11 protein-coding genes are annotated in these 14,433 nt (G+C 45.1%); 2 read left to right on the plus strand and 9 right to left on the minus strand.

What is annotated here, in order from left to right; all coding sequences use genetic code 11:
• Positions 1 to 29 precede the first annotated feature (29 nt).
• From JK188_RS03680 to fdhE, 5 genes are all read right to left on the minus strand, one after another.
• On the minus strand, positions 30 to 1,031 hold the full coding sequence (locus JK188_RS03680; protein ID WP_108479134.1) for an NAD-dependent epimerase: 1,002 nt from the start codon (positions 1,029 to 1,031) through the stop codon (positions 30 to 32).
• A 65-nt stretch (positions 1,032 to 1,096) separates the two neighbouring features.
• Complete coding sequence (locus tag JK188_RS03685; RefSeq protein ID WP_211887599.1) at positions 1,097 to 2,755, minus strand: LTA synthase family protein; 1,659 nt, start codon at positions 2,753 to 2,755, stop codon at positions 1,097 to 1,099.
• Positions 2,756 to 2,830: 75 nt separating this feature from the next.
• Positions 2,831 to 4,699, minus strand: a complete 1,869-nt coding sequence (gene selB, locus JK188_RS03690) for a selenocysteine-specific translation elongation factor (RefSeq protein ID WP_211887598.1) — start codon at positions 4,697 to 4,699, stop codon at positions 2,831 to 2,833.
• A complete protein-coding gene (gene selA, locus JK188_RS03695) occupies positions 4,696 to 6,087 on the minus strand; it encodes an L-seryl-tRNA(Sec) selenium transferase (RefSeq protein WP_211887597.1) in 1,392 nt (463 codons plus the stop codon). The genes selB and selA overlap by 4 nt, the downstream gene beginning before the upstream one ends.
• A gap of 36 nt (positions 6,088 to 6,123) precedes the next feature.
• Positions 6,124 to 7,059 (minus strand): formate dehydrogenase accessory protein FdhE, encoded by a 936-nt coding sequence (fdhE, locus tag JK188_RS03700; protein WP_211887595.1) that lies wholly within the window; start codon positions 7,057 to 7,059, stop codon positions 6,124 to 6,126.
• Between the two features lie 316 nt (positions 7,060 to 7,375).
• Here fdhE and JK188_RS03705 point away from each other — a divergent pair, with 316 nt between their 5' ends.
• Positions 7,376 to 8,029 carry a YoaK family protein gene (locus JK188_RS03705; protein WP_211887594.1) on the plus strand — a complete coding sequence of 218 codons (654 nt, stop codon included), beginning with the start codon at positions 7,376 to 7,378 and terminating at the stop codon, positions 8,027 to 8,029.
• Between the two features lie 235 nt (positions 8,030 to 8,264).
• Here the strand turns inward: JK188_RS03705 and fdoI are convergent, their stop codons facing one another.
• The 3 genes from fdoI to fdnG are packed head-to-tail and all read right to left on the minus strand — an operon-like array spanning position 8,265 to position 12,921.
• Positions 8,265 to 8,921 carry a formate dehydrogenase cytochrome b556 subunit gene (fdoI, locus tag JK188_RS03710; RefSeq protein WP_036950687.1) on the minus strand — a complete coding sequence of 219 codons (657 nt, stop codon included), beginning with the start codon at positions 8,919 to 8,921 and terminating at the stop codon, positions 8,265 to 8,267.
• A complete protein-coding gene (fdxH, locus tag JK188_RS03715) occupies positions 8,918 to 9,862 on the minus strand; it encodes a formate dehydrogenase subunit beta (protein ID WP_211887593.1) in 945 nt (314 codons plus the stop codon). Before fdxH ends, fdoI begins: the two co-directional genes overlap by 4 nt.
• An 11-nt stretch (positions 9,863 to 9,873) precedes the next feature.
• Positions 9,874 to 12,921 carry a formate dehydrogenase-N subunit alpha gene (fdnG, locus tag JK188_RS03720; protein ID WP_211887592.1) on the minus strand — a complete coding sequence of 1,016 codons (3,048 nt, stop codon included), beginning with the start codon at positions 12,919 to 12,921 and terminating at the stop codon, positions 9,874 to 9,876.
• Positions 12,922 to 13,096: 175 nt separating this feature from the next.
• Between fdnG and fdhD the strand changes: the two genes are divergently transcribed.
• Complete coding sequence (fdhD, locus tag JK188_RS03725; RefSeq protein WP_211887591.1) at positions 13,097 to 13,927, plus strand: formate dehydrogenase accessory sulfurtransferase FdhD; 831 nt, start codon at positions 13,097 to 13,099, stop codon at positions 13,925 to 13,927.
• A gap of 268 nt (positions 13,928 to 14,195) precedes the next feature.
• On the opposite strand, the gene JK188_RS03730 is transcribed toward fdhD, so the two are convergent.
• A partial coding sequence (locus JK188_RS03730) for an RES family NAD+ phosphorylase (protein WP_211888626.1) occupies positions 14,196 to 14,433 on the minus strand: 238 nt, incomplete at its 5' end.

A 14,433-nucleotide genomic window follows, 5' to 3' on the forward strand; every position in this document is an offset into this window, starting at 1 on the left:
TTGATGGTAAATAGTATTGATAACCGATATTAACGGTGATAATACGACTTGTACCAATCAACAAACGCCTGAACACCCTGTTCAATAGAAACTTGTGGGCGATAGCCGGTGACGTTAAATAGGTCTTCGGTGTCTGCCCATGTCGTGTAAACATCTCCCGCTTGCATCGGTAAGAAGTTCTTAATGGCTTCTTTTCCTAACGCATTTTCCAATGCAGAAATAAAATCAATCAGCTTCACAGGCTGCCCATTACCAATATTATAAATGCGGTAAGGTGCGCTGCTTTGTGCTGGCGAATCTGAGCGATTTTGCGGGTCTGCTTGCGGGATTATATCTGAAACGCGAATAACACCTTCGACAATATCATCAATGAAAGTGAAATCGCGGCTCAGATCGCCGTTATTATAAACATCGATAGGTTCACCCGCTAAGATAGCCTTGGTGAATTTAAACAGCGCCATATCAGGGCGTCCCCACGGACCATACACGGTGAAAAAGCGTAAGCCTGTCGTTGGGAGCTGATAAAGATGTGAATAAGAGTGTGCCATTAGCTCATTGGCTTTTTTGGTCGCGGCATATAACGAAATAGGGTGATCGGTGGACATGTCGGTAGTGAATGGCATTTTATCGGTCACGCCATACACTGAACTCGAAGAGGCATACACCAAGTGTTTCACTTTCGCTTGGCGGCAACCTTCTAAAATCGCTAAATGCCCATTCAAGTTACTGTCAGCATAGGCAAATGGGTTTTGTAATGAGTAACGCACTCCTGCCTGTGCGGCAAGATGGATAACGCGGTCAAAATTCTCTTGAGTACACAACACCAGCACTTTTTCGCGGTCAGTGATATCAAGAGGAATAAACCGGAACTGCGGATATTGTTCAAGAATATGCAGTCGAGACTGTTTCAATCCCTGATCATAATAGGCATTCATATTATCGATACCGATAACTTCATGCCCACTTTCTAACAGTCTTTGACACAATCTAAAACCAATAAACCCGGCACTTCCCGTGACCAAATATTTCATATTCGTTATCTTCTTACGTTATTAAATGATGGTTTATCAACATTCTAGCACTAATTAGAGATAAACTACTTGGTCTCATCTTTATTGGCGACACCGAGCACATGATAAACATAGTGGCGATAACCATCGAGTAACTGCTTATCTTCACAGTCATTCAGTTTACCGTCGCATAAATGGCGCATCTTAATATTCGCTTCATAGAACGGCGAAACTTTCAAATTTGCGCGTTCCAATAACATTCCACCAAGGAATGAAATGTCCGTTAACTCACCTGTTTTAATTGCGGTACCCGCTTTGAGATTATCTCTTAGGGTAAACTGTGTCGCATAAGCAGGAGACGATAATGTGGACTTATATTTGTCTAAACTGATCCCCGGTTGATGGTCACCAAAATAGAGGAACATCAGTGGACGCTGGCGCGTTTCCATAAACGAAACGAAATCACGAATGGCCGCATCAGAATGGACGATTTTTTCCATATAATGGCTAAATTCGCCTGCGGAATCTTTATTATCTAGCTTATCTTTAATTCCATAGTCATCACTGTGACCTTCTTTATAAGGTCCGTGTTCATACATGGTTAATGCAAAAATAAAGACGGGCTTGTCCGTTTCTGTTGCCAAAATTTCTTTCACGTACTTCAGCATATCTTCCGTGCTGATCGTCCATAAATTATCTTGCAACTTGCCTGGATAACCTAACTCTTGAGGCTGAATGATACGGTCAACGCCCATCGTTTCATAAGCGTGACCAGAATGATAAGCCCCTTTATTAAATGGCGTCAGGACAACCGTGTAATAACCGTTGGCTTTCATCTCTTTAAATAAGCTGTTATTTAAATGGTCGACCACAAAATAGAACACACCGCTTTTTTGTGCCCCGAAATCATCGCTATTTAACCCCGTTAATGCAGAAAACTCAGATAACCATGTTCCACCACCGAAGGTTTGTACACGCATCGGACTATGTGCAATCATATTGGCATCTTGCTGGAACATAAATAACTCTGGCAGTTTCGTTCCCGCAGGTAAATCATAAACTTTAGGGTCAACTGTGGATTCTTGTAATAACAGCAGAATGTCAGGCTTTTCGGTTTGTTCATTCTTCGCCAAAGAAACATTCGCCGCTTTTTGTTCAAAATAGCTCGCATCACCCACAAAATGCGGTGATTTGTATTTCGCATTCTGTGCAGACATCACCAAGTTAGTCACTGTACCACGACCTTTCGGCAGCGTTTGTGACCATTTATCAAAGTAATGCGTACTTGCCCAATCCGCCCCAAAGTAACCCACGATAACCATGAGCACACTAACCACACGTGATATCTTGCGTTTACATGGTGTCGATAAGCGCCAACTGATCACACCGTTGATGATAAGCAGAATAAATAACGCAAGTACCGCCACGCCCGCCAACCAATAGTGACCTAATGTCCCTAAGTTGGAGGTATCCGTCATCAAATTAATATCAGTGAAGAAAAGTTGCTCTTTATAATAGTGAACTTTTAACTGATTAAAGATTTTGATGATAATAAACAGGGTACTCGTAATAATTGCAGAGAAAACCAAACGAGCAGTGACTGTAAATAAAACACCGAATATGACAACATAAACACAAATGGAAATCAGACCAGGATAGATAACTCCACTTTTTTCAAAGACTAAAAACAGCGAGCCAATAAAAATCAGCGCCAGATAAATACTCGCAATTAGTTTTTTATTCATTTGACTTCCACAATTCACAAAAAGGTATCGAGGTTAATAAAACTGCCAGCATTATAATGGCGGAAACCCTACAATTTATTCAACAAAAATGCCTTTGTCTCGTAAATAATGCCCATCTTCTTTACGACGAGTAAAGCCGCTTTTATCAAAGAATTCGAGAATTTGAATCGCAAGTTTGCGACCAATACCCAATTCATTACGAAAATCAGCGGCAAAAATCACCTCGTGCTCAGCACAATGACGCAAAATAATTTGGGCAAATTGGCGGATCTGTTCGCTGCTATAATACCTATCGCGCACAATCGCTACGATCATCCCCATTTGTGCAGCTTTTTTCAGTATACGGCGAATAGTATCTTCATCGTGACCTGTTTCTACGGCAATATCGCGTACCCAACGAGCTTCAGGATGCGAGAACAGCCCTTCCACTTGTTGCCAAATACCTTGCTGCTTGGCATCAAACACTAACCCATGCTGCGGCATATGCAACCAGCCACGAGTCTGCTTAATCACCCCCTCGGCAATCAAATCATTAATCAATTTGAATACCAAGGTTTCATCCATCGTGGGTAGCGCCATCCGTTTCAATCGCGCTTTACCCACACCAATCTGGTCACTATGAACTTCATTGAAGTTTTCGAGGGATTGAATCAATTTATCCTTGGCAACCTGCGCCTTAAACGCAGAAAGTACGACATCGCCGACACGGACGATATCAACTTGTTCCAGTAAGGAATCTAATGCCAACTGAGTTAACTGACGCGACCAACCGTAACTGTTTAAGTCTAGCTCACCGCTGGGTAACTGTAGGTTAAGCTGCGCCAGCTCATCATCCGTTGCACATAAACGGGATAGCCAATCGAGAAACTCAGGTTGTCTCTTACCACGACGCGGAGAGACTAAGCGAATAACACGCGCACCAGCCAAGGTGTGTCGCGCACTAATATCGCGAATAATTAATCGGTCATTATCCACCAGCCACAGTGGCGTATCTAAAATCAGCTCGGCCAACATCGGAGTTTCGCCTGATTCCGTCAGCAAAGAGACCCGCCCTGTAATGTGACTTGCACCGTGGTAAAAATGCACGGGTTGCCAATGCTTGAGTGGCGCATCGCAGGTCAACTCCACTATCACTCGAGAAGCGATAAAAGCAGGTTGCTCCGCCAGCAGCCAATCACCGCGGGTTATCGATTCTTTATCGATGTTCCCCGTTAAATTCAGCGCAACGCGATCCCCTGCTTGAGCAAACTCAGCCACTTGGTTTTGGCGATGAATCCCACGAATACGGACTGGAGTATCCACCCCCGTCACCCATAAGGATTCACCCACATTCACTTTACCCGCTAGCGCCGTTCCTGTGACTACAATCCCCGCCCCTTTCACATGGAAAATACGGTCGATGGCTAAACGGAAACGCTGTTGCAGGTTAGTAGAAGAATTGTGTTGTTGGTGCAGTTGCTGTAAGTATTGACGCAATGCATCAATGCCCAGCCCTGTACTTGCTGAAGTGATAAATAGTGGCGCATTCAACCAGCCTTGGCGACGCAGTTCCGCGTGAACCTGCTGAGTGACCTCTGCCACTCTCGACTCATCAACACGGTCGGCTTTGGTTAAAATCACCGAGACATCTTGGCAACCCGCAAGTCGTAAAATCGACAAATGCTCAAGGGTTTGCGCCATTATTCCATCGTCGCACGCCACCACCAGTAGGGCATGATTAATCCCACCGATCCCCGCCAACATGTTCGCGAGAAATTTTTCATGTCCGGGAACATCAATAAAACCGATTGAGCTACCGTCAGATTGCGGCCAATACGCATAGCCAAGGTCGATGGTCATTCCGCGTTTCTTCTCTTCTGGAAGATGCGCGGTGTTCACGCCTGTCAGCGCTTGAATTAACGATGTTTTACCATGGTCAACATGACCGGCTGTCGCAAAAATCATGACAATAACGCCTGCACTAACTCGTGTTCATCCTCAAGACAACGTAGGTCTAGCCACAATTTGCCCTCTTTTAAACGTCCGATCACAGGCTGAGGTAATTGACGCCAACGGTTGGCAAGACGCTCTAAATTACCGCCTTTGCCATCAAGAGGCGCGAATGTAATCGCATAGCTGGGTAATCGGTCAACAGGAAGAGAGCCGCTACCGATTTGCGATAAGCAAGGCTCAGCTTCGACAAAGAAACGATCCCCATAATAGGCTTGCAGCTTCACGAGGATATTCTCGGCACTCTGCCTAATTTCTTCTTGGGAACGAGTTAACCAACGTAATGTTGGCAGTTCAGTGGTGAGTTTTTCTGGGGTTAGATAGAGTTTTAGCGTCGCTTCTAACGCAGCTAGCACCATTTTATCCACGCGAAGGGCGCGTTTTAAGGGGTGTTTTTGAATAGCATCAATCCATTTTTTCTTACCAAGAATGATCCCCGCTTGAGGTCCTCCCAGTAATTTGTCTCCTGAAATAGAGACCAAATCAATGCCTTGAGATAAATACGCTTGTGGCATCGGCTCCGCAGGTAATCCGTAGGCGGTCATATCAATCATCGAGCCACTGCCTAAATCAATTGCCGTTGGTAATTGGTATTTTTGCCCCAATACGGCCAGCTCTTCCCCTTCAACTTCTGCGGTAAAGCCTTCAATACTGTAGTTACTGGTATGCACCTTCATTAACAACCCAGTTTGGTCATTAATGGCATTTTCATAATCCCGTAAATGGGTTCGGTTCGTGGTACCCACTTCAACCAATTTACAGCCTGCCTGAGCCATCACATCGGGGACGCGGAATGCGCCCCCAATTTCCACCAGCTCACCGCGAGAGACAATCACCTCCCGCTGCGGGGCAACGGTGGCTAATAACAGTAAAACCGCCGCCGCATTGTTATTCACAATACAGGCATCTTCTGCCCCTGTTAGTTGGCACAGTAAGTCAGCAATAGCACGGTCACGATGTCCTCGCGTTGCACCATCAAGAGAATATTCTAACGTGACTGGCGAGCTCATCACGTGCGAGACCGCATGGATGGCGGTGTTGGACATCACCGCACGTCCTAGATTGGTGTGCAACACAGTTCCCGTCAAATTAAAGACGTTTTTCAACGCACTGTATTGCAATTTATCATGGCGAACAGAAAGTTCTGCTAACCAATCACCGTGCCAATCCGGTAAGCATCCGTCTTGTGCGATAGATGCTCGCGCTTGTTCCTGCATTTCACGAAGACATTCCGTGACCCAATGCAGACCCGATTTCTCTACCAACACCTGCGCTTCATCGAATTGCAAAAGCTTATCGATGGCAGGTAGCTGGCGGTATAGCGCGACATTTGATTCATCCATAGTCACTCTTCTCTTTCTTACTGTGCAGCTAACAGATTATTTTTCGCCAGGGAATAAGAACGGGTTAATGCTGCTACGAGCAAAACCTTCTTCTTCCATACGTGCGTCTAAAATGATCGAAGCTAAATCATCCGCTACCGCTTCCACTTTGGCTTCTTTCTCTTGGTATAAGACTTTCAGATAGCTACCACAGTCACCGCAACTTTCCGCTTTCACTGCCGCATTTTCATCATCCAGTGACCAGTAATTCAGGTCGCGAGTTTGTTCGCAGTTACTGCATTTCACACGAACCATGTGCCACTCTGTTTCACACAGTGTGCAGTGCAAATAACGTAAGCCTTGGCTAGTCCCAATTTGTACAATGCTAGAAACAGGCATGCTGTTGCACACTGGGCAGTAATGACGGTGATCTCCGTGTTCTGCGCGAGCTTTACCTGGAATATTGGCCGCCATTTGTGCCCAATAGACAGACAATGCCGCCCAAATGAACATAGATTTATCCGCAGGGACTTTTTCAAACTGTTCGTTTAGCAGCGCAGTTGCCATCTCTTCGAGTTCAGTTTCTGATGCTTTTTCTAAGTTTTCCAGGGCAATACGGACAGAATCTGGCACGATCGGCATCAATTCGGCGATGATTGAACGTAATAGTTTGTGCCAGTGATCTGTGCGTGGGAATGTTTTTGCATCTAATGGTGCAGCATTCGTTGCCATTGAACGCGCTAAAACCGCTTCCATATCCATCTCTAATGGATTGTCATGCTGCGCATTATTTTGCGCCGTTGCCACTTCCGCAGCGAAGTTCAGATAATCTGCAAAAGGATGTTCACCAACGCCTAACTCTTTTAATCTTTCTGCGCGACGTTGATAAAGGCTTTTTAAATTCGGGAATAAAACAGGCGGAATAAAGCCGATGCCTTTCTCTTTTAATCTCTCTTGACCTAATTCTTCTTTCGGGACGATACGAATACCCATTGCTCTCTCTCTTTTATATTTTTTATAACAACTTACTCCGAGAAATTGCCTATTCGCATTTCCCCGCAAGCCTCTAAGAAAATATTCGATTAACCAGCAAGTCTTGCCGTTTTACCCGTCAGGATAAAACAAAAGTCACTGATAGGCTACTCTAGCCCTCCGAATATTCACCGTTGTTAACCCTGGTTTGTATGTGGAAATAACAAATTGGTATTAGGGCATTTTTATTTGATATAACTACTGTTATTTCCATGATGTTAATCCAATTGGCACATATAATAGTGTGCTCTCTATCCGCATCATAAAGGGCAACAATATGACGTCATTATTTCACTTCGAAGCGAAGTCTCACACACCCTTCTTTTTATTGCTTGCCTTTATTGGCGGATTTGTCGATGCCTGCTCATTTGTCATCTTTGAGGTATTTACTGGCCATCTGACGGGAAATAGCATTTTAAGTATGATTTACCTCGCCAAAATGAATATTGGCATGTTGCTACTCTCTGCAATTTCCATATTAGGATTTTTTGCAGGAACACTTTTGGGTTCGTGGATTAGACTCAAGCATAGCGCGATTGTGTTATACCGCTTTGTTCTAGGTCTGGTATTTTTAATATTTAGTGGTGTTTTTACTATTTATTTCTTCATTCAGCCTTTGTATTCACCTGATTTAGCCATTTTGCTGATCAGCTTATCAATGGGCATTCAAAATGGTTATTTTAATAAGGCGGGAACAGTTGGGATCCACTCCACCTATGTCACCGGCATGACTACATCCTGCATTAATGCCTTTTTGAAAAATGTGCCAGGGGACAGTAGCAAAAAAGTTTTACTCTTGGCGGTACTCTCTTTTATTACGGGGGGATTAGCTGGCGGGATTTTATCGGTGAATTACCAGTATGTCGGGTTTTCTGCTGTATTAGTTCTCTTGGGATGTGCGCTAATTTACAGCTTCACAATCCGTGATTAATTGCCTCAAACTTCGCTATAAAAAAAGCCCACAATCAATATTGTGGGCTCAGACCATTGACAAAACCGCTAGGTTTGGAAATGGCTCTTTTGGGTTGTAAAATTAACAAGGAAAATCAATCTATTGATTTTCGCCTGATAACACAAAGAGGGAAAAACCACGCTTTTATCCCTCTTTGTCAGCAAGCCAAGCCCACAACTAATGTTGTGGGCTTGATTCATCGAGACAAAAACACTTAGTTTTTCTCTTGCTGCTCTTGTTGCTGTTTCTCTTTAGCAACTAGCTCGCGGTACCAACGTGGGTGGTGCTTTCTCGCCCAACCACGTGTGACCCAACCTTCAACCATCGCACGCACAGAGCCTTTGACCCAAATTGCCGCATACGCGTGCACAACAATCATCAGGATCAAGCCAATGGCTGACAACGAGTGAATAAGAATCGCTGCGCGGTACACTGGAATTGGGAAATAGTCCGCAAAGAACGGGCGCCACATAATCACACCAGTGACAACCAATGCCAGTAAGCAGATAGTGACCACCCAATACACCCCTTTTTGACCGAGGTTATATTGGCCTACGTCGCCAGCTTCTTCGTTTTTCAGTACCTTACCGATATTTTTCCCCCATTTGATATCTTCTTTATTAATGAAGTTATGGTGGAAATAACGGAAGAACATAAAGACGAACAGCAAGAACATCGCCGTACCCACGAATGGATGCAGAATTCGAGACAGTTGTGGCGTGCCTAAAATGTTCATAAACCAGTTCAGAGATGGGAAGAAAAAACCCAGTCCGCTGATAGCCGTGAACAAGAAGCAAATCACAACCGCCCAGTGATTGATCCTTTCAATCGGTTTGTGGCGAATAATTTTGTCGTTATCATCTGGCATCATTTCTGATCCTCCCCTTCTTTTGATTTCGAAGTGTCAGACGACATTGCGTTATGCAAATCTTCTAGAGCCTCTTCTTCATCTTTCTTGGAGACGCGGTTTGGACCAATTCCCACATAGTGGAAAATTGCCGCCGCAAATGTTGCCGCAAAACCAACCGCAGCAATCGGCTTCCAGATACCTTTCCAGAAGGTAACTGTTGGGCTGATGGTCGGGTTTTCTGGTAATCCGTGATACAACTGCGGCTTATCTGCATGGTGCAATACATACATAACGTGCGTACCGCCCACACCTTGTGGATCGTATAAACCTGCGTTTGCGTAGCCACGAGTTTTCAGCTCTTCAACACGTTCGCCAGCCATGCCAATCATGTCTTCTTTGCTACCAAAATGGATAGCGCCTGTTGGACATGTTTTCACACACGCAGGCTCTTGACCGACTTCAACACGGTCAACACACAGCGTACATTTGTATGCTCGGTTGTCTTCTTTGTTGATACGTGGCACATCGAACGGGCAACCTGCGATACAGTAACCACAGCCGATACAGTGTTCAGATTGGAAATCCACGATACCGTTTTTGTACTGGACGATTGCGCCTTCTGATGGGCATGCCTTCAGGCAGCCCGGATCAGCACAATGCATACAGCCATCTTTACGGATCAGCCATTCAAATTTATCGTTCTCTTCCACTTCAGAGAAGCGCATTACTGTCCATGACTTAGCGGTTAAATCCGTTGGGTTGTCATACACCCCAACGTTTGTTCCGATTTTGTCGCGGATATCGTTCCATTCGGAACACGCAACCTGACACGCTTTACAGCCGATACAGGTTGTGACGTCAATCAGCTTTGCAACTTCTTCCTTATAGTCCCGCACCTGAGGTGCGGGCGTCAGGGAATTGGTGGCCGAGCGACGAATAATGTCCTGAGATTGCATTGACATAATTTATCTCCTTACACCTTTTCCACGTTGACAAGGAATGATTTAAATTCCGGCGTCTGAGTATTCGCATCACCCACATATGGCGTTAATGTGTTGGTGATAAAGCCCTTCACTGCAACACCTTCAAAGCCCCAGTGAATTGGAATACCGATGGTATCGATGTCTTTTCCATCCACTTGCAGGGTTTTAATACGTTTAGTGACCACGGCTTTCGCTTTGATGTAACCACGTTTAGAACTGACTTTAACCGTATCGCCTTGCTCGATGCCTTTTTCTTTCGCTAAACGTTCACCAATTTCAATGAACTGTTGAGGTTGGATAATGGCATTTAACAGCGCATGCTTCGTCCAATAGTGGAAGTGCTCAGTTAAGCGGTAAGTGGTACCCACGTATGGGAACTCAGTCGCTTTACCCATTTGCGCCCAGTCGTCTTTAAACACACGAGCAGCAGGGTTTGACACTACATTTGGATGCAGCGGGTTAGTATCCAGCGGCGTTTCGATTGGTTCGTAATGCTCTGGGAATGGACCTTCTGCCATTTTATCCAGTGCAAATAAACGACCCATACCTTCAGGCTGCATGATAAATGGACCGACACCGCTTCCCGGTGCTGCAGTGCTGTAGTCTGGAATATCCATACCTACCCACTTGCTACCATTCCACTCAAGGATTTGGCGCTTCGGATCCCATGGTTTACCCATTGGGTCAGCCGATGCACGGTTATAAATCACGCGGCGGTTCAGTGGCCATGCCCATGCCCAACCTAATGTATTACCCAGACCCGTTGGGTCGGAGTTATCACGGTTAGCCATTTGGTTACCTTTCGGTGTCCAGCTACCAGAGAAGATCCAGCAACCGCTAGCCGTTGTACCGTCATCACGTAATTGAGCAAACGAACTAAGCAGTTCGCCTTTTTTCACAATCACGTTGCCGTCAGCATCTTTTAGGTCTTCTAATGCGTAACCGTTACTTTCTTGAGCCACTTCTTCCGGCGTTGGATTATCGCGGTCAAGGTAATCCCAAGTCATGCTCAGAACCTGTTCAGGTGCTGCGCCGCCTTCGGTTTCATACATTTGACGCAGGCGATGGTAGATACCTGACAGGATTTCACCATCACTGATAGCTTCACCTGGGGCGTCCGCACCTTTCCAGTGCCACTGTAACCAACGCGCTGAGTTAACAATTGAACCGTTTTCTTCAGCGAAACAGCAAGATGGCAGACGGAACACGGTGGTTTGAATCTCTTCCGGTTTCACATCGTTCATTTCGCCGTGATTTTGCCAGAAGTTTGCAGTTTCTGTGTTCAGCGGGTCGATAGTAATTAAGAACTTCAGCTTAGAAAGCGATTTCGAGACTTTGTTTTTGTTCGGGAATGAGGCTAATGGGTTAAAGCCTTGGCAGATGTAGCCGTTAACTTCGCCCTTATCCATCATTTCGAAATAACGTAGAACGTCGTAGCCCTGATCCCACTTAGGCAACAGGTCGAAGCCCCAGTTATTCTCTTTCTGCGCTTTATCGCCATAGAAAGTTTTCATTAAGCTGACGAAGAATTTAGGGTAATTGCCCCAATAGTTCACCTGACCAGCAACGGTCGCTTTTGGTGTATTCGCCGCTAAATAACTTTCTAAGGTTGTTTGTTTTTCTGATGGTAATGTCAGGTAACCCGGTAAGCTCTGGGATAACAGACCTAAGTCAGTCAGACCTTGGATGTTGGAGTGTCCACGCAGTGCGTTCACACCACCACCTAACATACCCATGTTACCAAGCAGTAACTGGATCATCGCCATGGTACGAATGTTCTGCGCACCAACGGTGTGTTGAGTCCAACCCAGCGCATATAAGAAGGACGCTGTTTTGTCTTTCGCGCTAGTTTCTGCAAGGTATTCACAGACTTGTAAGAAGTCTTTGATTGGCGTACCACAGATGTTGTTAACCACTTCTGGGGTATAACGGCTCACGTGCTCTTTCAATAGGTTCAGAACACAACGTGGGTTTTTCAGAGTCGGATCGCGCAGCGCTAAGCCGTTCTCATCCATCTCGTAGTTCCACGTGGTTTTATCGTATTGACGTTTTTCTGCATCGTAACCGGTGAACAGACCGTCATCAAAACCGAAGTCTTCACGGATAACTAAGCTGGCGTTGGTGTACGCCTCAACGTATTCACGTTGAATTTTTTCGTTATCCAGCAAGTATTTGATAACACCTGACAGGAAGGCAATATCAGTACCTGAACGGATAGGCGTGTAAAAATCCGCCACAGCCGCAGTACGGGTAAAGCGTGGATCGATAACGATTAATTTTGCTTTATTGTGGATTTTCGCTTCCATCGCCCAGCGGAAACCGACTGGATGCGCTTCTGCCGCATTACCGCCCATAACGACGATCAGGTTTGCGTTTTTAATGTCAACCCAGTGGTTGGTCATCGCACCGCGACCAAATGTTGGAGCAAGACTTGCTACCGTTGGTCCGTGTCAGACACGCGCTTGGTTATCCACGGCAAGCATGCCGAGGGCGCGACTAAATTTTTGGGTTACAAAACCGGTTTCGTTACTTGCCGCTGATGCACACAGCATACCGGTGGTTAACCAACGGTTGACCGTTACACCATCTTTATTCTGTTTAATGAAGTTTGCATCACGGTCTTCTTTCATTAACTTGGCGATGCGGTCAAACGCTTCGTTCCAAGTGATGCGTTTCCATTCGTTAGTGCCTGGTTCGCGAACTTCTGGATACTTGAGTCGACTCTCACTGTGGATAAAGTCGATTAATCCTGCACCTTTAGGACAAAGTGCACCACGGTTTACCGGATGATCCGGGTCCCCTTCGATATGAAAAATGCTTTCTTTCGCATTCTTCGCGCCATCACCTAGGCTGTACATTAACAGCCCACAGCCGACAGAACAGTAGGTACAGGTATTTCGAGTCTCTTTTGCACGCAGTAATTTATACTGGCGTGTAGAGGCTAATGCAGTTGCTGGAGCAAAGCCCAGCGCTGCTGCCGTTGTACCTGCCATACCGCCAGCGCAGATCTTAAAGAACTGCCTTCTGCTGACTTGCATGGGGGATCTCCTCATATACATTGCTCATGTTTACCTAACTTCGTCACAGAATTTGAGGTAAACTGTTTTTATTCAACGTCTTCCTTACGTATTCAGGTTCATTGCCTGATAAATGGTGTAAATTCTTTTTACCCATATCGAATATTATGTATCATTAGTGATAGGAATTCATCTAATGTATGAAACAAATGCTACAAATAACCCCAAATTATCTAAAATGACCGGTGTTCAACCCACAATCGTGCAACAAAAAAATAACCTCGGTTCACTGGTTAATGATTTCGTTGCAGAGGAAATCCCTGTCGCTCTCGTTTATAACGGGATATCTCATGTGGTAATGATGGCGACACCCAAAGATCTGGAAGATTTTGCTGTCGGATTTTCATTATCAGAAGGGATCATACAATCCCGTGATGAAATTCGCGGAATTGATATTGTGCAAGGTTGTCACCGAGGCATTGAAGTTCATATTGAGTTATCAAGCCGCCGTTTTATGGCGCTCAAAGAGCGTCGTCGTAATCTGACTGGGCGAACTGGCTGCGGTATCTGTGGTACAGAACAGCTCGATGAGATATTTAAGCCTATCACTCCGCTGCCATTCACTCAAACATTCTCATTATCTTATCTCGATAACGCCCTACAAGAATTGAAGACAGTTCAAGAAATTGGCGCATTAACTGGTTGTACTCATGCGGCTGCGTGGATCTCTCCTGAAGGTCGCTTAGTGGGCGGATGTGAAGATGTGGGGCGCCATGTTGCGCTAGACAAGCTACTGGGAATGAAAAGCCGTTCTGATTGGCAGCAAGGCGCTATTTTAGTGTCTAGTCGCGCAAGTTATGAAATGGTACAAAAAGCCGCAAGCTGCGGTGCGGAAATTCTATTTGCGGTTTCAGCCGCAACATCATTGGCGATTGAAGTCGCCGAAAAAGCCAATTTAACGCTGGTCGGTTTCTGCCGCCAAGGTAAAGCCACCGTGTTTACCCATCCAAGTAGGGTGATAGACTAACCAGTATTCACTCACCGCCTAAATGAATTTACATGCAATGTCTGTGGGCTAGAACCATTTTGTTCACAATAGCTGATGGAACCGTGGATGAGCAGAGTAAAACCGAGCCATCGCTCTACAAAGACTTAGGGGGTTTCAACTTTTTTGCGAGTTTGAAGATTCTAAATTTCAACGAAACTAACCAGTAACTGGTAGCAAAAATGGTAATACCAGTAATAATATATTTAACGTAATATTACTGGTATCCGTTTTTGAAAATCAATAATAACTACTTTAGTTGTACCTCAACACTTACACGAGAAACGTTATATTGGGATGTTGAAATAGGGGTTGCTAACGTCGGGTCAAACAATGCTAAGTTTATTCCTTCACTTACAGAACTTCTGTAAATTACACCATGAAAACCAATTTTTTTAATGAATTCGCATAAATATTGACTGGGAATATAATCAATGGCAGCACTTCGAGGTAATACAGGACGAGTTAACTCCTCTCCTAATTTTTCT

This window comes from Providencia sp. JGM181 (assembly GCF_018257375.1).
Lineage (GTDB): Bacteria > Pseudomonadota > Gammaproteobacteria > Enterobacterales > Enterobacteriaceae > Providencia > Providencia lanzhouensis.